This is a genomic window from Mesorhizobium sp. (assembly GCF_965229135.1).
Classification (GTDB): Bacteria; Pseudomonadota; Alphaproteobacteria; order Rhizobiales; family Rhizobiaceae; genus Mesorhizobium.
The window spans coordinates 1,986,694-2,005,476 of record NZ_OZ245860.1; the positions used below are offsets into that span (position 1 = coordinate 1,986,694).

19 protein-coding genes are annotated in these 18,783 nt (G+C 62.6%); 6 read left to right on the top strand and 13 right to left on the bottom strand.

Translation table 11 applies throughout. The features are described 5' to 3' along the window. Window positions 1-10: 10 nt before the first annotated feature. Together ribB and aroC are read right to left on the bottom strand one after the other, a co-directional pair. Window positions 11-1,111 carry a 3,4-dihydroxy-2-butanone-4-phosphate synthase gene (ribB, locus tag ACO07C_RS09695; protein ID WP_421913954.1) on the bottom strand — a complete coding sequence of 367 codons (1,101 nt, stop codon included), beginning with the start codon at window positions 1,109-1,111 and terminating at the stop codon, window positions 11-13. A gap of 116 nt (window positions 1,112-1,227) precedes the next feature. Continuing rightward, window positions 1,228-2,328 (bottom strand): chorismate synthase, encoded by a 1,101-nt coding sequence (gene aroC, locus ACO07C_RS09700; RefSeq protein ID WP_421913955.1) that lies wholly within the window; start codon window positions 2,326-2,328, stop codon window positions 1,228-1,230. Window positions 2,329-2,511: 183 nt separating this feature from the next. On the opposite strand from aroC, the gene ACO07C_RS09705 reads away from it, so the two are divergent. Beyond that, the gene (locus ACO07C_RS09705; RefSeq protein ID WP_227348523.1) at window positions 2,512-2,772 is read left to right on the top strand and encodes a DUF1344 domain-containing protein; all 261 of its coding nucleotides are present in this window, start codon (window positions 2,512-2,514) and stop codon (window positions 2,770-2,772) included. Window positions 2,773-2,850: 78 nt separating this feature from the next. Here ACO07C_RS09705 and ACO07C_RS09710 read toward each other — a convergent pair whose 3' ends face one another. The 4 genes from ACO07C_RS09710 to ACO07C_RS09725 all read right to left on the bottom strand — a co-directional run bounded on the left by ACO07C_RS09710 (window position 2,851) and on the right by ACO07C_RS09725 (window position 5,895). Then, entirely contained in the window at window positions 2,851-3,438 is a 588-nt protein-coding gene (locus ACO07C_RS09710; RefSeq protein WP_421913956.1) for a histidine phosphatase family protein, read from the bottom strand. Between the two features lie 30 nt (window positions 3,439-3,468). After that, window positions 3,469-4,287, bottom strand: coding sequence for an enoyl-ACP reductase FabI (gene fabI / locus ACO07C_RS09715; RefSeq protein WP_421913957.1), 819 nt, complete (start codon window positions 4,285-4,287; stop codon window positions 3,469-3,471). A 118-nt stretch (window positions 4,288-4,405) separates the two neighbouring features. Then, window positions 4,406-5,335 (bottom strand): DnaJ C-terminal domain-containing protein, encoded by a 930-nt coding sequence (locus tag ACO07C_RS09720; protein ID WP_421913958.1) that lies wholly within the window; start codon window positions 5,333-5,335, stop codon window positions 4,406-4,408. 98 nt (window positions 5,336-5,433) lie between these two features. Next, window positions 5,434-5,895: an RT0821/Lpp0805 family surface protein gene (locus ACO07C_RS09725; protein ID WP_421913959.1), complete on the bottom strand. Its 462-nt coding sequence runs from the start codon at window positions 5,893-5,895 to the stop codon at window positions 5,434-5,436. 44 nt (window positions 5,896-5,939) lie between these two features. On the opposite strand from ACO07C_RS09725, the gene pdxH reads away from it, so the two are divergent. After that, entirely contained in the window at window positions 5,940-6,557 is a 618-nt protein-coding gene (gene pdxH / locus ACO07C_RS09730; protein ID WP_421913960.1) for a pyridoxamine 5'-phosphate oxidase, read from the top strand. 9 nt (window positions 6,558-6,566) lie between these two features. On the opposite strand, the gene ACO07C_RS09735 is transcribed toward pdxH, so the two are convergent. Beyond that, a complete protein-coding gene (locus tag ACO07C_RS09735) occupies window positions 6,567-7,319 on the bottom strand; it encodes a crotonase/enoyl-CoA hydratase family protein (protein WP_421913961.1) in 753 nt (250 codons plus the stop codon). A gap of 22 nt (window positions 7,320-7,341) precedes the next feature. Then, the gene (locus tag ACO07C_RS09740; protein ID WP_421913962.1) at window positions 7,342-9,111 is read right to left on the bottom strand and encodes an acyl-CoA dehydrogenase; all 1,770 of its coding nucleotides are present in this window, start codon (window positions 9,109-9,111) and stop codon (window positions 7,342-7,344) included. Window positions 9,112-9,353: 242 nt separating this feature from the next. On the opposite strand from ACO07C_RS09740, the gene ACO07C_RS09745 reads away from it, so the two are divergent. Further along, a complete protein-coding gene (locus ACO07C_RS09745; RefSeq protein WP_421913963.1) occupies window positions 9,354-10,514 on the top strand; it encodes a glycoside hydrolase family 25 protein in 1,161 nt (386 codons plus the stop codon). A 36-nt stretch (window positions 10,515-10,550) separates the two neighbouring features. On the opposite strand, the gene purD is transcribed toward ACO07C_RS09745, so the two are convergent. Together purD and ACO07C_RS09755 are read right to left on the bottom strand one after the other, a co-directional pair. Continuing rightward, complete coding sequence (gene purD, locus ACO07C_RS09750) at window positions 10,551-11,828, bottom strand: phosphoribosylamine--glycine ligase (protein WP_421913964.1); 1,278 nt, start codon at window positions 11,826-11,828, stop codon at window positions 10,551-10,553. Between the two features lie 155 nt (window positions 11,829-11,983). Continuing rightward, window positions 11,984-12,778 carry a phytanoyl-CoA dioxygenase family protein gene (locus ACO07C_RS09755; protein WP_421913965.1) on the bottom strand — a complete coding sequence of 265 codons (795 nt, stop codon included), beginning with the start codon at window positions 12,776-12,778 and terminating at the stop codon, window positions 11,984-11,986. 89 nt (window positions 12,779-12,867) lie between these two features. On the opposite strand from ACO07C_RS09755, the gene ACO07C_RS09760 reads away from it, so the two are divergent. Together ACO07C_RS09760 and ubiA are read left to right on the top strand one after the other, a co-directional pair. Next, window positions 12,868-13,779: a LysR family transcriptional regulator gene (locus ACO07C_RS09760; protein ID WP_421913966.1), complete on the top strand. Its 912-nt coding sequence runs from the start codon at window positions 12,868-12,870 to the stop codon at window positions 13,777-13,779. Window positions 13,780-13,942: 163 nt separating this feature from the next. Further along, complete coding sequence (ubiA, locus tag ACO07C_RS09765) at window positions 13,943-14,926, top strand: 4-hydroxybenzoate octaprenyltransferase (RefSeq protein ID WP_421913967.1); 984 nt, start codon at window positions 13,943-13,945, stop codon at window positions 14,924-14,926. A gap of 6 nt (window positions 14,927-14,932) precedes the next feature. Here the strand turns inward: ubiA and ACO07C_RS09770 are convergent, their stop codons facing one another. The 3 genes from ACO07C_RS09770 to ACO07C_RS09780 form a co-directional block, all read right to left on the bottom strand. Next, the gene (locus ACO07C_RS09770; RefSeq protein WP_421913968.1) at window positions 14,933-15,502 is read right to left on the bottom strand and encodes a DUF6101 family protein; all 570 of its coding nucleotides are present in this window, start codon (window positions 15,500-15,502) and stop codon (window positions 14,933-14,935) included. Window positions 15,503-15,686: 184 nt separating this feature from the next. Continuing rightward, window positions 15,687-17,117 (bottom strand): FAD-binding oxidoreductase, encoded by a 1,431-nt coding sequence (locus tag ACO07C_RS09775; protein ID WP_421913969.1) that lies wholly within the window; start codon window positions 17,115-17,117, stop codon window positions 15,687-15,689. A gap of 9 nt (window positions 17,118-17,126) precedes the next feature. Then, on the bottom strand, window positions 17,127-18,101 hold the full coding sequence (locus ACO07C_RS09780; RefSeq protein ID WP_421913970.1) for an L-threonylcarbamoyladenylate synthase: 975 nt from the start codon (window positions 18,099-18,101) through the stop codon (window positions 17,127-17,129). Between the two features lie 162 nt (window positions 18,102-18,263). Between ACO07C_RS09780 and ACO07C_RS09785 the strand changes: the two genes are divergently transcribed. Beyond that, entirely contained in the window at window positions 18,264-18,743 is a 480-nt protein-coding gene (locus ACO07C_RS09785) for a hypothetical protein (protein WP_421913971.1), read from the top strand. Window positions 18,744-18,783: the final 40 nt, after the last annotated feature.

The window sequence follows — 18,783 nt, forward strand, 5'->3', positions numbered from 1 at the left end:
CGACGGCTGCTCAGAGAATCTCGGTCTTGGCGATGTGGATGCCAAAGCCTTCAAGACCGATATAGTGGCGCTCGCGCGATGCGATGAGATTGATTGATGAAATGCCGAGGTCCTTAAGGATCTGGGCGCCGAGCCCGATCTCGCGCCATTCGTTCTCGCGGCGACGGGCTTCCTCGTGATCTTCCCGGTCGCCGGAAAGCGGGCGCTTGCGCTCCTGGTGCGCGACGCCAACAGAACCTTCCCGCAGATAGACGATAACGCCACGCTTGCGCTCGCCCATGGATTTCATGATGCCATCCAGTCGGTGGCTGGTACCGAAGACATCGGTCACGACATCCTCGGAATGCAGGCGCACCGGCACATCCTCGCCATCGCGGATGTCGCCGAAAACGATGGCGACATGATGCATCGAATCCCAGGGCAGCGTGTAGGTGAAGACCTGCGCCTTGCCGCCAAGCGTCTCGATTTCCGAGCAAGCCACGCGCTCGACCAGCGTTTCCTTGCGCTGGCGGTAGGCGATGAGGTCCGCGACGGAAACCTGCTTGAGACCATGTTCCTCGGCGAAGGCCGCGACCTGAGGTCCGCGCTTGACGGTGCCGTCATCGTTGACCAGTTCGGAAATGACACCGACCGGCGGCAGGCCGGCGAGCTTGCACAGATCGACTGCCGCTTCGGTATGGCCCGAGCGCATCAGCACGCCGCCCTCACGCGCGATCAGCGGAAAGATGTGGCCGGGACGGACGAAATCCGAACCGCCGACATTGCCGTTGGCGAGATTGCGGACGGTCAGCGTGCGATCCTCCGCCGAAATGCCGGTGGTGGTGCCGTGCTTGAAATCGACGCTGACGGTGAAGGCCGTGGTGTGGGCCGAATCATTGTCGGCGACCATCGGCGACAGGTTGAGGCGCTTGGCCTCCTCGCGCGGCATCGGCGTACAGACGATGCCGGAGGTATGACGGATGATGAATGCCATCTTTTCCGGCGTGCAGTGGACCGCAGCAACGATCAGGTCACCTTCGTTCTCACGCCCGTCATCGTCCATCACAACAACGATTTCGCCGCGTTCAAAGGCACGCAGGGCTTCGACGATTTTCTTCTGATCGTAAGGCATGACGCTCGCTTCGCTCACGGATTAGGGCAGTAAGGGAATAGGGCAGTACGGGAGTCGGGAAAAGGAAAAAGGCCGTCCGCGGGCAGCGTAACATACTGCCCTATTGCCTTGTTGCCCTAATCCCTCCCCGTCTGGCCGCGATGACGCAGATAGTGATCGGCGATGGCGCAGGCGACCATGGCCTCGCCGATCGGTACGGCGCGGATGCCGACGCAGGGGTCGTGGCGGCCCTTGGTCATGATGTCGACGTCGTGTCCGTCCTTGTCTATGGACTTTCGCGGTGTGAGAATCGACGAGGTCGGCTTGACGGCAAAACGCGCGACGATGGCCTGGCCCGTCGAAATGCCGCCAAGGATGCCCCCAGCGTTGTTGGACAGGAACACAGGTTTGCCGTCATTTCCCATGCGCATCTCGTCGGCATTCTGTTCGCCGGTTATACGCGCTGCCTCGAAGCCGTTGCCGATCTCGACGCCCTTGACGGCGTTGATCGACATCAGGCCGGAGGCAATGTCCTGGTCTAGCTTGGCATAGATCGGCGCGCCAAGACCTGGTGGAACGCCGTCGGCGACGATCTCGATGACCGCACCGACGGACGAGCCTGCCTTGCGGATGCCGTCGAGATATTTGGTGAAGACCGGAACGGAAGCCGGGTCAGGGGTGAAGAACGGATTTTCGGCGTCATCGACGAAATTCCAGTTCCAGTTGGCGCGATCGATGGACTTTTCACCCATCGAGACCAGTGCGCCGCGCACGACCATCCCCGGCACAACCTTGCGAGCCAAGGCTCCAGCGGCAACGCGTGCAGCGGTCTCGCGCGCCGAGGAGCGCCCACCGCCACGATAGTCGCGTATGCCGTATTTGACGTCATAGGCGTAATCGGCGTGACCAGGGCGGTACTGGCGGGCGATCTCGCCATAGTCCTTCGAGCGCTGGTCGACGTTCTCGATCATCATCGATACCGGCGTGCCGGTGGTGATCATGGTCTCGCCATCATCGTCGAACACGAAGCCCGACAGCACCTTCACTTCATCGGGCTCACGGCGCTGGGTGACGAAACGCGACTGGCCGGGACGGCGCTTGTCGAGGTCGGCCTGGATCTCCTGGCGCGTGAAACGGATGCCAGGCGGACATCCATCGACGACGCAGCCCAATGCCGCGCCATGGCTTTCGCCCCAGGTGGTAACTCTGAAAAGATGGCCGAACGTATTGTGAGACATGCAAACCAGCCTTGCCGGCAGCGGAGCCGGGTGAAGCGTGCCTTCTATTGGCGTTTTTTGCGGTGGTCAAACTGTCATCCCAGCCGTTTAAGTTTTGACACATTCGGCTGGTTTCTGCTTTCTTCCATCCGCCGTTAAGGATCCGCCGCCACGGTGCCGGCGCAATGACCAAAGAGGACGAATATGCGTACCCTGATTGGCGCTGTTGCCGCCACCCTGCTGCTCTCCACCGCCGCGTTCGCCGGCCAGACCGAGGGCCTCATCAAGAAGGTCGACAAGGATGCGCTGACGCTGACGCTCGACGACGGCAAATCCTACAAGCTGAATGCCGAAACCGATCTCGATGCTTTGAAACCGGGCATGGATATCGTCATCGCCTACGACGTGACGAATGGCGAGAACGTCGTCACCGACATGGAATTGCCGGACAGCTCAGCCAACTAGGGCGTCGTCGGCACTCCAGGCGCACATGGCAACGGCCCGAAAGCCACTCCAGTTTTCGGGCCGAAATCCATAGTGGCCCTATAACCACTCCAGATGCCTGCCTTGCAGGCGGAGTATCCGATCCTGCGGCACTTCGAGGTTCGCCGCATCTTGCTCCGGCACGCCTTCCACAAAGCGGAACAGGGTCCGGATTACACCACCATGCGTGACGCAAACGGTCTGGCGGGTTAGCGAATCGAACCAGGGTTTCACCCGCTCGAGCAGCATCTGGTAGCTCTCGGCGTCCTGGCCGGGCGGCTGGAAATTCCATTTGTCCAAGGCCCGTGTCCCGCTCGCCCCAGGGTACCGCGTCTCGAGCTCGGGAAAGGTGAAACCCTGCCAGTCGCCGAAATTGACTTCGACGAGGCTCGGATCGGTGCGATAAGCCCTGGGATCGAGCCCCATCGCAGCGCGCATGCGCTCCATGGTCTCGCGCGTCCGTTTCATCGGGCTGGCGACAAAGTCGAAATCCCGGGGATCTCCAACAAGCTCGGCCAGGTGAAGACCGTTTCGGGTCGCCTGCTGGCGGCCGCGCGCGTTGAGATCGGTGTCGGCTTGCCCCTGTAGCCGGTATTCGGCGTTCCACGCGGTCTGGCCGTGGCGCGCGATATAAACCAGCGGGTACATAAGGCCTTCCAGAACGAACGATAGGCGGGGCTAGTCCTTCACCGTCGAAATGTCCGGCGCGTCGACGGCCTTCATGCCGACGACATGATAGCCCGAATCGACATGATGGATCTCGCCGGTGACGCCGCGGGAAAGATCGGAGAGGAAATAGACGCCGGAATCACCGACCTCCTCCTGCGTCACCGTCTGCTTCAGCGGCGAATTGTATTCATTCCACTTCAGGATGTAGCGGAAGTCACCGATGCCGGATGCGGCCAGCGTCTTGATCGGCCCGGCGGAGATCGCGTTGACGCGGATCTTCTTGGCACCGAGGTCAACCGCCAGGTAGCGCACGCTGGCCTCGAGCGCCGCCTTGGCGACACCCATGACGTTATAGTGCGGCATCACTTTTTCCGCGCCATAGTAGGTCAGCGTCAGCAGCGAGCCACCGTCGGTCATCAGCGCCTCCGCGCGCTTGGCGATGGTGGTGAAGGAATAGACCGAGATATCCATTGTCCGGAGGAAATTGTCGCGGGTCGTTTCGACATAGCGGCCGGTCAGTTCATCCTTGTCGGAGAAAGCGATGGCATGGACGAGGAAATCGAGCTTGCCCCAATGCTTGGCGACATTGGCGAAAACGTCGTCAAGGCTCGCCGGATCAGTGACGTCGCAATGGCCGGCGACAAAGGCGCCCAGTTCCGCCGCCAGGGGTTCGACGCGCTTCTTGAAGGCTTCGCCCTGATAGGTCAGCGCGATCTCGGCGCCGTGATCGACGCAAGCCTTGGCAATGCCATAGGCGATCGATCGATTGTTGGCGACACCGAGGATAAGGCCGCGCTTGCCGGCCATAAGGCCCTGTCCACCCGCCATGTGAGCGCTCTCCGCAAGATTTTCTGCTTTGTGGACTGCCCTATCGCACAGGCACACAGCCCCTTCAAGCGCTCAACGCGGACAGTTCAGGGGACAAAGGCGCCCGAAGAGGCTTTGGTCAGCCTTTTCTGCCGCGCATCAGCGCTTCGAGCGCATCGTCTCCACCTTCCGGCAGCATCAAACGCACATGTGCGTAAAGATCGCCGTGGCCACCGGCTTTTTCCGGCAGGCCCCTGCCCTTCAGCCGCAGGACCTTGTCGGAGCTCGACCAGGCGGGGACGTTGACCGCGAGCCTGCCTGTCGGTGTGTCGACCGCCACCTTGGCGCCAAGCACCGCGTCGGCGAGTGTCACTGGCAAATCCGCATGCAGGTCGCGGCCCTCGACGCGGTAGCGTGGATGGCGGCGGAAATGAATCTTGACCAGCGCGTCCCCGGGCTGACCTGGGCCCTGCTCGCCCTGGCCCTTGAGACGGATGGTCTGCCCGTCCTCCACATAGGCCGGAAGCTTGACCGCGATCTTCCGGCCATCCGGAAATATCGCCGTCACCTTCTCGGCGGTCGCCGCCTCTTCGATCGTCACGTCGAGCGTGACGTTCAGATCGGCAGCGGTGGCCTGCTGGCGCCGGTCTCCCGTGCCGGCACCGCGTGCGCCCGAAAAGGCGTCACCGAAAATTTGGCTGAAGATATCGCTGTTGCCGTCGAACGGATCACCGCCTGGGCGCCCGGACCGAAACTCGAACCGCGAGCCCCCGGCTCCCTGTTGCCTGCGAAAGCCTGCGAAAGGATCGCCACCGCCCGCGGCATTTTCAAAGCCCTGGAACCGCGGCTTGCCGTCGGCGTCGATCTCGCCACGGTCGAAAGCCGCCCGATTCTTCTCGTCGCCAACGATCTCATAGGCCTGGTTGGCGGCGGCAAAGCGGTCTTTCGCCTTGGGATCATTCGGATTCTGGTCCGGATGATGTTTCTTGGCGAGCTTGCGATAAGCCGATTTAATGTCCTTGGCCGATGCGTTCTTGGCAACGCCCAGCACCTCATAGGGGTCGCGCATGATTCCTGCCTGCAAGAAGAGTGAGTCTGGTGTTGCCCCCTATATGCGCTCGCATAGGAAGAAATTCCAGTGCCGGCACCATATTGAGGAGGGGAAAATCAGAGCGCCTTGAAGTCCTGCATGAGCCAGACTCCGGCGCTGCCCAGGCACGCTTCCCCCTTGAACAGAGCGACGCCGTCAAAGCTCTCGCGTGACGCGGTGAAGCGGCGGCAGAGCAGGCCTCTGTCCTTGAATTCAGCCAGCTCCGTGATGGACCCGCGTGAGCCCGTGCCCGAATTCGCCCATGGCACGGCCTGCCCGCCGAGTTCCTGGATGTCGGCCGACGATACCGCGTTTCGGATTGTGGTCTGGTCGGAAGCGCGGTCGGAATCGATCGGTTTGGCGGAGGTCGATGTGCTGCTGGTGACGAGCGAGCGGTCGACTTCGGCTTTCTGCAGGCTGAAGCCACCCGCGCCACAGCCGGCAAGCGGCATGGCAACCATCACGATCGCGACTTTGGCGCTGGCCGAAGCAATTACGCTCCATTGCCTGCTGTCAAAAGCTTGCGCGATACGCGACAATCGGCAACCTCCTAATCCGGCTTCGTGACAATTTGAGAAAAACTATGAGTGATGCAGAGTTAACAAGCGGTGACTTTACCGAGGCTGCGGAGCCGTTTCGCCTCTTTGCCGCATGGCTGGACGATGCCACGAAGAGCGAAATCAACGACGCCAATGGTGTGGCGCTGGCGACCGTCGACGCCGATGGCATGCCGGATGTGCGGATGGTCCTGCTCAAGGGGTTCGATGAAAGCGGATTTGTCTTCTACACGAATTTCGAGAGCGCCAAGGGCCAGGAGATTCTTGGCAGCATGAAGGCGGCCATGTGTTTTCACTGGAAGTCGCTGCGGCGGCAGGTGCGCATTCGTGGGCCGGTGGAGATCGTCAGCGACGCGGAGGCCGACGCCTATTACGCGACACGCCCACGCGGCAGCCGCATCGGCGCCTGGGCCTCGAAACAGTCACGTCCGCTGGAAAGCCGTTTCGCGCTGGAAAAAGCCGTTGCCGAATACACCGCGCGCCACGCCATCGGCGAGATTCCACGGCCAAAACACTGGTCGGGCTTTCGCATCGTGCCGAAGACGATCGAGTTCTGGCACGATCGCCCCTTCCGCCTGCATGACCGCATGGTCTTTTCCAGCGACGGCAAGGGTGGCTGGGACAAGACCAGGCTCTATCCGTAGAAACGAAGCTCAGGCTTTCTTTCTGGTCATGAATGCCGTGAGTGCGGCGCGGGCCTCGTTGGACTTGAGCCGCTCACGAAAATGTTCGCTTTCCTCGCCGATGCGCGCGACCAGATCGTCGCGCGAGCCGCGCATCAGGTCTCGCGCGATCTTCAGAGCCTCGGGGGGCTTGGCGGCGATCTGGCCGGCCGCCGCAAGGACAGAGGCCTCCAACGCTCCTTCCTCGACCACTTCGTAGATCAGGCCCGCGGCCTTCGCGCGCTCGGCCGGAAATCCCTCGCCAAGGCCGAGCAGCGCGAAAGCGCCCTGTTGCCCCAGAATGCGCGGCGCCAGCAGGCTCGACCCCGCCTCGGGCACCAGGCCGAGATCGACGAAAGGCGTCCTGAACACGGTGCGCGGCGTGGCGAAGGTAAGGTCGCAATGGAGATTGATGGTTGTGCCGATGCCGACCGCGATGCCGTCGACACCGGAGACGATCGGTTTTTCGACCATGGCCAACGTTATAAGGAAATCCCAGACCTCCGTGCCGCCATCGCCGCCGGTGGCCACGACCATGAAGTCGGCGAGGTCGTTGCCGGAAGAGAAGGCGCCGGGCACGCCAAGGAAGACATGGACACGGACAGTTGGATCGGCATCGCCTTCAGCAAGGGCCGCGGACATTTTTGCATACATGGCGCGCGTCAACGCGTTCTTCTTGTCCGGGCGATTCAGCCGGATTACCTGAATCGCGCCCTGGCGCTCGACGAGGATATGATCAGTCACGGGTCGATCCTTTGTGAAAACGTCAGGCGAAAATCAGCGCCTTGCCGGCAGCGGCAAGGCTTTCGCCGCCGCCGATAACACGTGCCTTCAGGGCACGCGCCTCGCCCAGCAGGTTCTCGGCGAAAAAGCGGCAAAGCGCCGTGCGTTCTTGGTCGACAAGCGCGCCGCGCGCCAGATAGGCGCTGCCGGCGGCAAGCGAGATCTGCCGCAGGTAGGGAGTGGCACCGGCCAACGCCTCATCCAGCCGGCCATCCTTGGCCAAGCCTTGCAGGAAGCGCGTCGATTGCGTCAGGTCGTCGAGCGCCTCATCGAGGCAATCGGCTGTGCGCCCGAAGCCATCGACGTTCGACGCCCGCACCGCGCGGGCGATTTCCGCCAGCTCGGCGATATAGCCATGCACGTGTTCGCCGCCGCCTAGCGGCAGCTTGCGGGTTACCAGATCGATCGCCTGGATACCGTTGGTGCCTTCGTAGATCGGGGCAATTCGCGCGTCGCGGTAGAGGGCCGCGGCCCCGGTTTCCTCGATGAAGCCCATTCCACCGTGGACCTGCACGCCAAGCGAGGCGACATCGACGCCGACATCCGTGGAGAAGGCCTTGGCCAATGGCGTCAGCAGATTGGCGCGATCGCGCCAATGGGCAGCATTGTCACCGGTGGACACGCGCGCCCGATCGATGGCATGCGCGCAGGAATAGCTGATGGCGCGCGCCGTCTGGGTCAGCGTCTTCATCGTCAGGATCGTGCGCTGCACGTCCGGGTGATGGATGATGGGCGCCATGCCGGTACCCTCGTAGCCCGCGGCCTTGCCCTGCCGGCGATCATTGGCGTAGGCGAGCGCCTTCTGGGTTGCAGTCTCGGCCACCGCCACGCCCTGCATGCCGACGGCGAGCCGCGCATTGTTCATCATCGTGAACATGCAGGCGAGGCCCTTGTTCTCCTCCCCGATCAGCCAACCGATCGCACCGGGATTGGTGCCTTCGAAGCCATCGCCATAGATCATGGTGCAGGTCGGCGAGGCATGGATGCCCAGTTTGTGCTCGAGGCCGGAGCAAAAGACGTCGTTGCGTGCTCCGATCGAGCCATCGTCGCCGACCAGGAATTTCGGCACCAGGAACAGCGAGATGCCGCGCGTACCGGCCGGCGCATCGGGCAGCCGCGCCAGAACCAGATGGATGATGTTGTCGGTGAAGTCGTGTTCGCCATAGGTGATGAATATCTTCTGGCCGAAGATGCGATAGCTGCCATCACCGGCGGGCTCGGCGCGAGCCCGCAGCGCGTTGAGGTCCGAGCCTGCCTGGGGCTCGGTCAGGTTCATCGTGCCCATCCACTCGCCGGACACCAGCTTGGCCAGATACTTCGCCTTCAATGCATCGGACGCATGCTTGTCGAGCGCTTCGACCGCGCCCATCGTCAGCGTCGGGCCAATGCCGAAGGCCATGGCGGCCGAGTTCCACATCTCGAGTGCGGCGACACTCAGCATCGTCGGCAGCGCCTGCCCGCCAAACTCCTCGGGTCCCGACAGCGCGTTCCAGCCACCGTCGACCCAGCGTCGATAAAGCTCTTTCCAGCCGGGCGGCGTGGCAACGGCGGCGCCGTTCAGCACCGCCCCCTGTTTGTCGCCTATCTTGTAAAGCGGAGCCACCTCGTCAGTCGCGAAACGGCCGGCCTCGGCAAGAATCGCATCGACCAGATCCTCGCCAAGATCGCCGAAAGCGCTGGTTTCAAGCGCCGTCTTAAGGCCAGCCACATGCTTCAGCGTGAAGGCGATCTCGTCGATGGGTGCCCTATACATGCCGCTCGCTCCTCCTCGGTATCGCCCGCCAACCCTAGGGCCTGCGCCAGCACAAGACCATCCGCCCGTTGGGTTGCCTCTTCGCCTTCTTTTTACGTAAACGTCAAATTTTGTCACGCGGATTTTGCGTGCCTCCCATCATGCCTTGCGGCCTGCCAGTTACAGCGACCGGCGTCGCAAGCATTTCGTTAACCATGACGGTTCAGGATTGACCCTCGACCAACGAGGACGGTCTTTCCCAAATGCCGGCGCACGCTCTTCATCGCCTGGCGCTCCTGGCCATCGCCGCCGCGATGGCACTCACGCCAACGGCAAGGGCCTCGGATTTCTCCGAGCCATGGAAGGATGCCGACCGCGCGCTGGTCATCGACGCCTACGAATACAATTCCATCGACTGGGCGCAACTTGCCACCGACAAGCGGATCGTCGGCTTCATCAACAAGGCGTCCGACGGCATGCCGCCGCCCTATTTCTGCTTCGGCAAGGACACCGAAGTGCAGCTCTGCAAGGCGCTGTGGCGGCGCTATGCGGTCACGCGCGAACTGTTCCAGACGCGCAAGGTCGTGGCCAAGGCGCTCGGGTTGAAATGGGGCGCCTATCACCTTGCCCGACCCGGCAATCCGGTCGAGCAGGCCAACAATTTCATCGACTTCGCCGAACCGGGGCCGGACGATCTGCTGGCCCTCGACATCGAGGACAATGATCCCACGCAATGGATGTCGCTGGAAGACGCCGAGGAGTTCGTCCGCCAAGTGCATCGGCGGCTTGGCCGCTTTCCCATCCTCTACGTCAATGGCAGGACCGCCCAGCATATCGCGGATAACAGCTACAGATACCAGCTACTGTCGCGGCTGCCGCTCTGGTACGCCCGCTACAAGCCGGCAATCGACGCGCAATTTCCGATGGGCAACTGGAACCGCTACGCATTGTGGCAATTCTCGGCTCAGGCCAATTGCGGCAAGCGTCAATGCCCCTACAGGGTGGCGGGCACGCCCAATGACATCGACGTCAATGTCGCGGCGATGGATGCCCCAAAACTGCGCGAACTATGGCCGTTCGGCGGCTTGATCGACGTTCCGATGGATTACCTGGCCAGCATACCCTTGCCTATTCCGCGCGAGGCAGGCCTCGCGGGAAATGTCGCGATCACCTATGCCAATGTGGCGGCACCCCCAACCCTGAGTGAACTCGTCGCCGCGCTCGGCACTCGCTGGATCTCGTTCCGGGACGGGTTCCATATGCCTGTGGTTAAGACCATGCCGCGCCCACAAGGGGGCATCGCCGACTATGTCGCATGGATGCGGAATGAAAAACGCTTCGTTTCCAACGAACAGGTCGCGGCCAAGCCTGATATAGACCCTGTCGCCACCGGCTCTATCCAGTTCGACCACGGCCTGCGCTAGCAACAAGACAATCGAACCAGACCGATCGCGGCGGCCTCAGCCAGCCTTCTCCCGCGCCACGGCCTGCCAGCCTATGTCGCGGCGGCAAAACCCCTGTGGCCAGTCGATCCTGTCGATTGCGGCATAGGCCTTTTTCTGCGCTTCGCCGACAGTCTTGCCAGTTGCCGTGACGTTGAGCACGCGACCGCCATTGGCGACAAGCGCTCCGCTGTTGATCGCCGTTCCGGCATGAAAGATCTGGACGCCGTCGCTGGTCGCTGCCTCGACACCGCGGATGACCGATCCTTTTTCGGGCGCGGCGGGGTAGCCTCTTGCGGCCAGCACGACCGTAAGCGCCGCTTCGTCGCGCCAGCGCAACGACATATGCGCGAGCTGACCGTCCACGGAAGCGTTCAGCAGAACCAGCATGTCGTCCTTCAGGCGCATCATCAGCACCTGGCATTCGGGATCGCCGAAACGGGTGTTGTATTCGATCAGCTTCGGTCCATTCGCGGTGATCATCAGCCCGGCAAAGAGTACGCCGGAAAACGGCGCTCCAAGCTCGGCCATGCCACGCATGGTCGGCTCGATGATTTCCCGCATGGTGCGGTCGATCATGTCCGGTGTCATCACCGGAGCCGGCGAATAGGCGCCCATGCCGCCGGTGTTCGGCCCCGTGTCGCCGTCGGCAACGCGCTTGTGGTCCTGCGCGGTGCCGAAAGGCAGTGCCGTCGTGCCGTCGCACAGGCAGAAGAAACTCGCCTCCTCGCCGGTCATGAACTCCTCCACCACCACTTCAGCGCCGGCGGTCCCGAAGGAGCCGTCGAAACAGGCCGCGAGTGCCTCCTGCGCTTCGTCGATCGTCATGGCCACGGTGACGCCCTTGCCGGCGGCGAGGCCATCGGCCTTGATGACGATCGGCGCGCCCATCTTCTCGACATAGGCTTGGGCCGAGGCCAGATCGCCGAAACGTCCATAGGCGGCTGTCGGAATGTTGTATCTGGCGCAGAGATCCTTGGTGAACCCCTTCGAGCCTTCCAGCCGGGCCGCGGCCTTGGAGGGGCCGAAAACGCGAATATTCTGGGCGCGCAAGTCATCGGCAATGCCGGCGACCAGCGGACCTTCCGGCCCGACGACGACGAGATCGATCGCCTTATCCTTGCAAAAGGCCACGACCGCCGCATGATCGGCGATATCGAGCTTGACCAGTTCGGCTTCGCGGCCAATGCCCGGATTGCCCGGCGATGCGTAAAGCTTGGTCAGCAGCGGCGACGCCGCGATCTTCCAGGCCAGGGCATGTTCGCGGCCACCGGAGCCGATCAACAAAACGCGCATGCCTATATCCCTTTGCCGTTCGACAACGAGACTGCGCTATTGCCCGTTCGCCGACGGGTCAAGACATTTGGCGACATTAGCCGCGATTGCGCACGAGATTGACAGCGCCGGGGTCGCCCGCGGGCGACTCCGAAGGGTATCATCGGCGATCCGCATCAGCCTTGGAAGACGACAGGGAACCAGTCTTCGCGCAGTTTCTGGCCCGGCTTCATGCCGTGGCCGGGATAGGGAGGTGACGTACGGCCGGGCCGCTCGATATAGCGCGCATCGTCGCCGACCCACCGTAGCGATAGCGCCCTGCGCCGTGCCGCCGTCATGTTGCCGCGCGCGCCGTGCGCGGTCCTGAAGTCAAAAAGGATCGCGTCGCCAGGTTCCATTTCCCATTCGAGGACCTTCAGGGTCGGATCGTTGTCGGGATCTGGCACCGGCAGATAGTCACTGTCGCCGGCATAGAAATTGCTGTCGTCGAGCCAACGCACCGGGAGGATCATCTTGTCCCATTTGTGCGAGCCGGCAATCAGCCGCAGTGTCGCCTCCTTCACCGGGTCGATGGGAATCCAGAAGCTGACCGTCTGTTGTCCATCGACAAAGTAATAGGGAATGTCCTGATGCCAAGGCGTCGGCTTCTGCGTGCCCGGCTCCTTGACCAGTACATGATCGTGGAAGAATTGAGCCGTACGTGACTGCATCACCGCGGCCGCCAGTTCGGCTGCCGGCGATTCCCTGACAACTTTCACGAATTCGGGGATGCGCTCCCAGTTGCAGTAATCGTCGAAGAAACTGCCTTTGCCATTGGCGATGTCGGACGCGGTGGCACTTCTGTTCTGCATATTGCGCTCGATGCCGGCCGCGATCGTGTCGACCCAGCCCTTGAAGGCGCCGCGTATGCAGACAGCACCGTCGCGCTGGTAGTCGGCAATTGTCTGAGTGTCGATATGTCGGGCAGCCATTGGTTTCTCCTGCATTGGATGGCCGACTATCGCAGCGCTTTCATATCGGGTAAAATAATAACTTCTCATACATCACATAGTGACAGCCTATGAATCTAACCTTGGTGCAATTGCGTTATCTGGTCGCTGTCGCCCGCCATGGCAGCGTTACCGCCGCGGCAAGGACGCTGAATGTCTCGCAGCCATCGATTTCCGTCGCGATCGACAATGTCGAGCAGGCTTTCGGCCAGAAACTCTTCGTCCGCCAACGGGGAAGCGGCATTTCGCTGACCTCGTTCGGTCGCGCCGCTGTGGCCAAGGCGAAGCAGGTCCTGGCCGAGGCCGACGAGTTGAGCGGTCTTGGATCACGCGAAGCCGCAATCGCCGGGGAGCTCGTTCTGGGATGTTTCGAGGACCTAGCGCCCTATTTTGCACCGGCGCTCATCCGGTCCTTCTCGCAGCGCTGCCCGGCTGTCGAGATCGTCGTACGCGACGAGACCTTCGAGACGCTGGGCCGACGCATCCGCGATTCGGCCGTGGATATGGGCCTTACCTACGATCTCGGCCTGCCCTCGCACTTCGCCCGAATCCTGCTGCATGAGCTTCGGCCGCATGCGCTCTTGCCAGCCGGACACCCGCTGGCGGATCGCCCCGCGGTGAGCCTTGCGGACCTGGCTGCCTATCCGTTGATCACCACGGACCAGCCCCAGAGCTGGCAGCATATGCTCGACCTGTTCCTGAGCCGTGGCCTCTCTCCCGTGGCCGATATCATGACAAGTTCGTTCGAGCTCCAGCGCAGCATGGTCGCCAATGGCTTCGGCGTCGCGGTGAGCTACACGAGGCCGCATGGCGATCGCAGCTATGACGGCCTGCCGCTGATCTGCAAACCGCTGTCGGACCCGCTACCCATGCAGAGGATCATCCTCACGCATGACACGCGCCAGCGGCTGTCGAACGCCGCGCTGGCGTTTATCGAAGTGGCTAAGGGTTGGTTCTCCACGCACGATGTCTTCACCGGCTGAAACTGGCCTATAGCGCATCGGGTCTGAACGGATTCATGCAATTCGCTTGCGGTCTTTGCATCCATGCATGTCGTTCGCCCAAACCGGAGCCACTTTTGGGCGGCATGCGTCTGGCCGCAGCTTGGCGCTTGACGGCTTCTGCCTTCGCTGCCACTCCAGCACAATGGAACCTGTCCAGTCGAAAGCAGCCCAGGGTCGCGTTGCCGACGCGCCGAGTGGCCATTGGGTCTACCGGATCCTCCCGCGTTGGCTTTGGCCCTACGCGCAGCTTGCGCGATGGGACAGACCAATCGGCTGGCAGCTGCTTTTGTGGCCTTGCTGGTGGTCGGCAGCGCTTGCGGCAAGTGCCTATCCGCGCCCCGGCGACCCGCTGCTCTCCCTGCTGCCGGCGCCGTGGTATCTCGCGCTGTTCCTGATTGGAGCCATCGCAATGCGCGGCGCCGGCTGCACCTACAATGACCTCGTCGACGAAGACATCGACAATCAGGTCGAGCGCACGCGTTCGCGGCCGCTGCCCGCCGGCAAGGTCACACGCCGAAAGGCATGGCTGTTCCTTGTCATTCAGGCACTGCTCGGCCTCGCGGTTCTGCTGCAATTCAACAGCTTCGCCATTCTGCTCGGCATCTGTTCGCTCGTCATCGTCGCCGTCTATCCGTTCATGAAGCGATTCACCAACTGGCCGCAATTCGTTCTCGGACTTGCGTTTTCCTGGGGTGCGCTCATGGGATGGGCGGTGGAGTTCGGCGACATCGATGGCCCGGCCATCATGCTCTACATCGGCTCGATCCTGTGGGTGATCGGTTATGACACGATCTACGCGCATCAGGACAAGGAGGACGACGCCATCGTCGGCGTGCGCTCGACCGCACGGCTGTTCGGTGACGACACCAAGACATGGCTTGTCGGTCTTTATGGCGGGGCGCTGGTGTGCTTCGCCATCGCCTTCGCTTCGGCGCAGGCGCCCGTGCCGGCGCTTGCCGGACTGATCGCCGCCGGCGCCCATATGATCAGGCAGATTTCCGTGCTGGACATCGACGATGCCGACCAGTGCCTGCGGCTGTTCAAGTCGAACAACCAGGTCGGATGGCTGATCTTCCTGGGCTTGATCGGCGGCGCCTTGTGGGTGGCGCTGAAGCCGCTGGTGTAGTGCGCCCTATTCCTCGCGAGAAATGATCTCCTGGCCGCCGATAACCAGCCTGAGGCCAAGGTCGCCCGACCTGCGGCGAGCGAGGAAGCGCGGGCGGCGCATGTTGGAGATGCGGCCCTTGCGGCGATCCTGCGCCGGCAGCGTCTTGATGGCGGCGCCAAGCGATTCTTCCAGAGTGCGGGCAACGCCGTCGGATTCGATCAGCAGCATGGGCAGGCGGTAGGCATCGGCCCAGGCGCGCCAGTCGGCGGCGACATCGTCGAGATCGTCGGCCACGAGCAGCGGCACCGACAGCATCGGATCATTGTGCAGCAGTTCCAGTGTCACCGTGACATTGCCGTCGGGATCTTCCATCGCGCGGGCGGCGACGCCGCGGAACGCGTTGGCGGGCAAAGCAATGATCGCCGGCACGCCGCTCATCTCCAGCATGCGGCGAATGACAGCGCCACGCTGGTCGATGGTGAAAGTAACATCGCCGTAGTCGTCGCGCGTGGCATAGCTCACCACTTGCGGCAGGCGAAATGGGTCGAGGCGCATGTTGCGTCCCGCCCAGACTGGCTTCAGTCCGGTGTTCATAAGTGCCTTCCTGTCTCTCTCCTGAGAGCCGGTGTCCGGTTCTCTCCGGGCCGGTTTTTCCGACCTCGTTTGTGAGGAGACAGTAGCGCCGGGTCCTTACCGCCCCGCTTAAGAAAGTCGGTTAAATTTTGCTGATCTCAGGGATGGTTATCGGAATGCAACCAGACACAACATCTTGAAAGGATCAGATAACCTTACCAGGATTCATGATCCCGGCCGGATCGAACGCCGCTTTCACCTTGCGCATCAGGTCGATCGCCATCGGCGGCGCCGTGGCGATCAGTTCATCCCGCTTCAACTGACCGATGCCATGCTCGGCCGAGATAGAACCTTGGAAGCTACGCACCACATCATGCACCGCCTTGTTCATCGCGTGGTAGAGATCGAGGAACGCCTCGTCATTGCCGTCGACAGGCCGGGAGATGTTGTAGTGGAGGTTGCCGTCACCCATGTGGCCAAAGCAGACCACGCGCGCGCCCGGGCTTACCGAAGCCACGGCCTCCGCCGCCTTCTCGATGAACCGCGGTATCGACGCGATGGGAACCGAAATGTCGTGCTTGATCGATGCGCCTTCGGGCTTTTGGGCTTCCGGCAATACCTCGCGGAAATTCCAGAAGGCTTCGGCCTGGGCTAGGCTTGCGGCGATGACGGCGTCGCCGACAATCTCCTGCTCGAGGCCAACCGACAGCACCTCCTCGATCAACCCCCTTGCGTCCTCCGCCGAGCGGCCAGAAGAAATCTGCATCAGTACGTACCATGGCCAATCCTCGGCCAGAGGCGGCACAACGCCCTGGGCGTGCGAAAGCGTGAAATCATATGGCCGCTTGCCGATCAGTTCGAAAGCGGTGAGCGCGGCACCGGCACGGTCCATTGCCAGACCGAACAAGGACAGTGCGGCTTCAGGCGACGAGAGGCCGACAAAGGCCACTTCGCGACCCTTCGGCCTTGGAAAAAGCTTGAGCACGGCGGCAGTGATGACACCGAGCGTGCCTTCCGCGCCGACGAAAAGATTCTTCAGATCGTAGCCGGTATTGTCCTTTTTCAGCTTGCGCAAATCGTCGAACACTTCTCCGGTCGGCAACACGACTTCGACACCCAGGCACAGTTCGCGCGCATTGCCATAGGCAAGTACGCCGGTGCCGCCGGCATTCGAGGAAAGATTGCCGCCTATCTGGCAGGACCCTTGTGCCGCGAGCGATAATGGAAACAGCCGGTCGGCGGCATCTGCCGCTTCCTGGACCGTCTGCAGGATGACGCCGGCCTCGACCGTGACCGTGTTGGACAGAACATCGATTTCACGGATGCGGTTCAATCGCGACAGCGACAGCACGATCTCGCGGCCGGATGCATCCGGCACCTGGGCGCCGACCAGGCCGGTGTTGCCGCTTTGCGGCACGACCGGCGTTCCCGTTTCGGTTGCCAGGCGCATGATCTGGCTGACCTCTTCGACACTGCCTGGCCTGAGTACCAGCGAGGTGCTGCCATGCCACAGGCCGCGCCGCTCGGTGATGTAGGGCGCGATGTCCTGCTGGTCGCGCAGCGCATATTTTTCACCGACGATTGTCGCGAAGCGTTCAATCAGGGTTGGGTCGAGGTTTCTGGAATTGTCGGCCATGAGAGCAAGCTATGTCTCTGAAACGATGTTGTCACGGGGGGCGGCGGCGCGCGAAAGCCTGTCATTGATCGCTTCGCCCAATCCTTCGAACGGGATCGGCTCCACGGCGATCGTGCTCGCACCGCTGCGGTCAAGATCCTGCATATAGGCAAAGAGATTGCTCGCCGCCTCGCGCAGGTCACCGCTCTCGGACAGATTGGACAGGGCTACGGCATGTTCCCATCCGGCGGCGCGCCGGCTGCCAAAGGCCAGCAAGGCTTCACCTAGGTCCACCGCATGGGCGTTGAGCCGCACCGCCGCACCCGGCGCATAGTGCGAGGCGAGCATGCCTGGCGCTTCGATCCCCGCGGCCGCGCCGCGCAGCAGTGTCTTGCCCAGGGCCAGTTCGATCTCTCCGACCGCGATGCCGCCGGGTCTCAGCAGACGAACCCGCGAGCCTTCGATCTTGACGATCGTCGATTCCAGACCCACCGGCGTCGCGCCGCCATCGACCACCAGCCTGATCCTGCCGCCGAGATCGCCGAACACGGCCTGCGCCGTCGTCGCGCTGATCCTGCCCGATGAATTGGCGCTTGGCGCGGCAAGCGGGCGGCCGAGCCTCGCGATCAGGTCGCCGCCAAAGCCTCTGGGCATGCGCAGCGCGATCGTATCCAGCCCGGCGGTGACCAGCGGATGAATGCCATTGCCCGGCCGCTGCGGCAGCACCAAGGTCAGTGGTCCCGGCCAGAATGTCTCGGCCAGCTTTCTGGACAGCGGATCAAACAACGCGATACGCTCGGCCATCGCCATGTCGGCGACATGAGCGATCAGCGGATTGAAGCGCGGGCGGCCCTTGGCCTCGAAAATGCGCGCGACCCCAATGCCGTTGGTCGCGTCCCCTGCCAGCCCGTAGACGGTTTCGGTGGGTATGGCGACGACATCGCCCCCTTCGAGCAGCGCCAGCGCCCGCTCCATCGCCTCCGCGACGAAAATTATCTCAGCCACTCTCATCACCTCATGGAGGCTGGTGCGTAATACGGCGGTGCCGGCGGGGCAAGTCCAGGCATTGGCAAATTCTAAATGCCTAAAATGGTATGTTTCCACGCAAGCCGACATCAATCCCCCGCACGGTATGGTGCCGGCTAGCTGGGCAAGGGGTTCATCATCGTGCGTATTCCCATCGTCGGTTCTGTTGTCCTGTCGCTGGCGGCAATCGCCGGCACGGCACAAGCCTCCTCTCTGATCTTGCTTGGGTTGCCAGGCTCGACGCCATCCGTGATCAGGCTCGCCGCGCCAGACGCCAAGCCGTCGGTCGTCGCGCTTGGCGAGCCGAGGCCGGATGTCACCTATGAGAAGGTGGCCGCGCTTCCCGACCAGCCAACGGCCAGCAATGGGCCGATGCAAGCGCCGATGATCATTCGTGGCGGCGTCGTTGGCGGTGCCTTCGATCAACCGGCTGCGAGCGCCCCAGCGGCCACTGCCGTCGCCCCGACGCCGGCGGCAACCAAACCGATGCCAGCATCGGGAACCGCTGGCGCAATGCCCCCGAACGGCGTGGCTGCTAACAAGAAGGTCGCTTCGTCTGCGGGCACGCCTGCCGCGACGCCACAGCCGACCCCCATTCCCGGTATCGGAAAGCTCAAGTAACCGTCGGCACTTTCGAAGTCTGACGGAAGCCGAGGCGTCA

What these genes read in the sequence shown, in the direction of transcription:
- ACO07C_RS09770 (WP_421913968.1), bottom strand. Translation starts at nt 15,502, where the DNA reads ATGAACACCGGACTGAAGCCAGTCTGGGCGGGACGCAACATGCGCCTC.
- aroC (WP_421913955.1), bottom strand. Translation starts at nt 2,328, where the DNA reads ATGTCTCACAATACGTTCGGCCATCTTTTCAGAGTTACCACCTGGGGC.
- ACO07C_RS09760 (WP_421913966.1), top strand. Translation starts at nt 12,868, where the DNA reads ATGAATCTAACCTTGGTGCAATTGCGTTATCTGGTCGCTGTCGCCCGC.
- ACO07C_RS09740 (WP_421913962.1), bottom strand. Translation starts at nt 9,111, where the DNA reads ATGTATAGGGCACCCATCGACGAGATCGCCTTCACGCTGAAGCATGTG.
- ACO07C_RS09710 (WP_421913956.1), bottom strand. Translation starts at nt 3,438, where the DNA reads ATGTACCCGCTGGTTTATATCGCGCGCCACGGCCAGACCGCGTGGAAC.
- ribB (WP_421913954.1), bottom strand. Translation starts at nt 1,111, where the DNA reads ATGCCTTACGATCAGAAGAAAATCGTCGAAGCCCTGCGTGCCTTTGAA.
- ACO07C_RS09775 (WP_421913969.1), bottom strand. Translation starts at nt 17,117, where the DNA reads ATGGCCGACAATTCCAGAAACCTCGACCCAACCCTGATTGAACGCTTC.
- fabI (WP_421913957.1), bottom strand. Translation starts at nt 4,287, where the DNA reads ATGGCGGGTGGACAGGGCCTTATGGCCGGCAAGCGCGGCCTTATCCTC.
- ubiA (WP_421913967.1), top strand. Translation starts at nt 13,943, where the DNA reads ATGGAACCTGTCCAGTCGAAAGCAGCCCAGGGTCGCGTTGCCGACGCG.
- purD (WP_421913964.1), bottom strand. Translation starts at nt 11,828, where the DNA reads ATGCGCGTTTTGTTGATCGGCTCCGGTGGCCGCGAACATGCCCTGGCC.
- ACO07C_RS09745 (WP_421913963.1), top strand. Translation starts at nt 9,354, where the DNA reads ATGCCGGCGCACGCTCTTCATCGCCTGGCGCTCCTGGCCATCGCCGCC.
- ACO07C_RS09720 (WP_421913958.1), bottom strand. Translation starts at nt 5,335, where the DNA reads ATGCGCGACCCCTATGAGGTGCTGGGCGTTGCCAAGAACGCATCGGCC.
- ACO07C_RS09705 (WP_227348523.1), top strand. Translation starts at nt 2,512, where the DNA reads ATGCGTACCCTGATTGGCGCTGTTGCCGCCACCCTGCTGCTCTCCACC.
- pdxH (WP_421913960.1), top strand. Translation starts at nt 5,940, where the DNA reads ATGAGTGATGCAGAGTTAACAAGCGGTGACTTTACCGAGGCTGCGGAG.
- ACO07C_RS09755 (WP_421913965.1), bottom strand. Translation starts at nt 12,778, where the DNA reads ATGGCTGCCCGACATATCGACACTCAGACAATTGCCGACTACCAGCGC.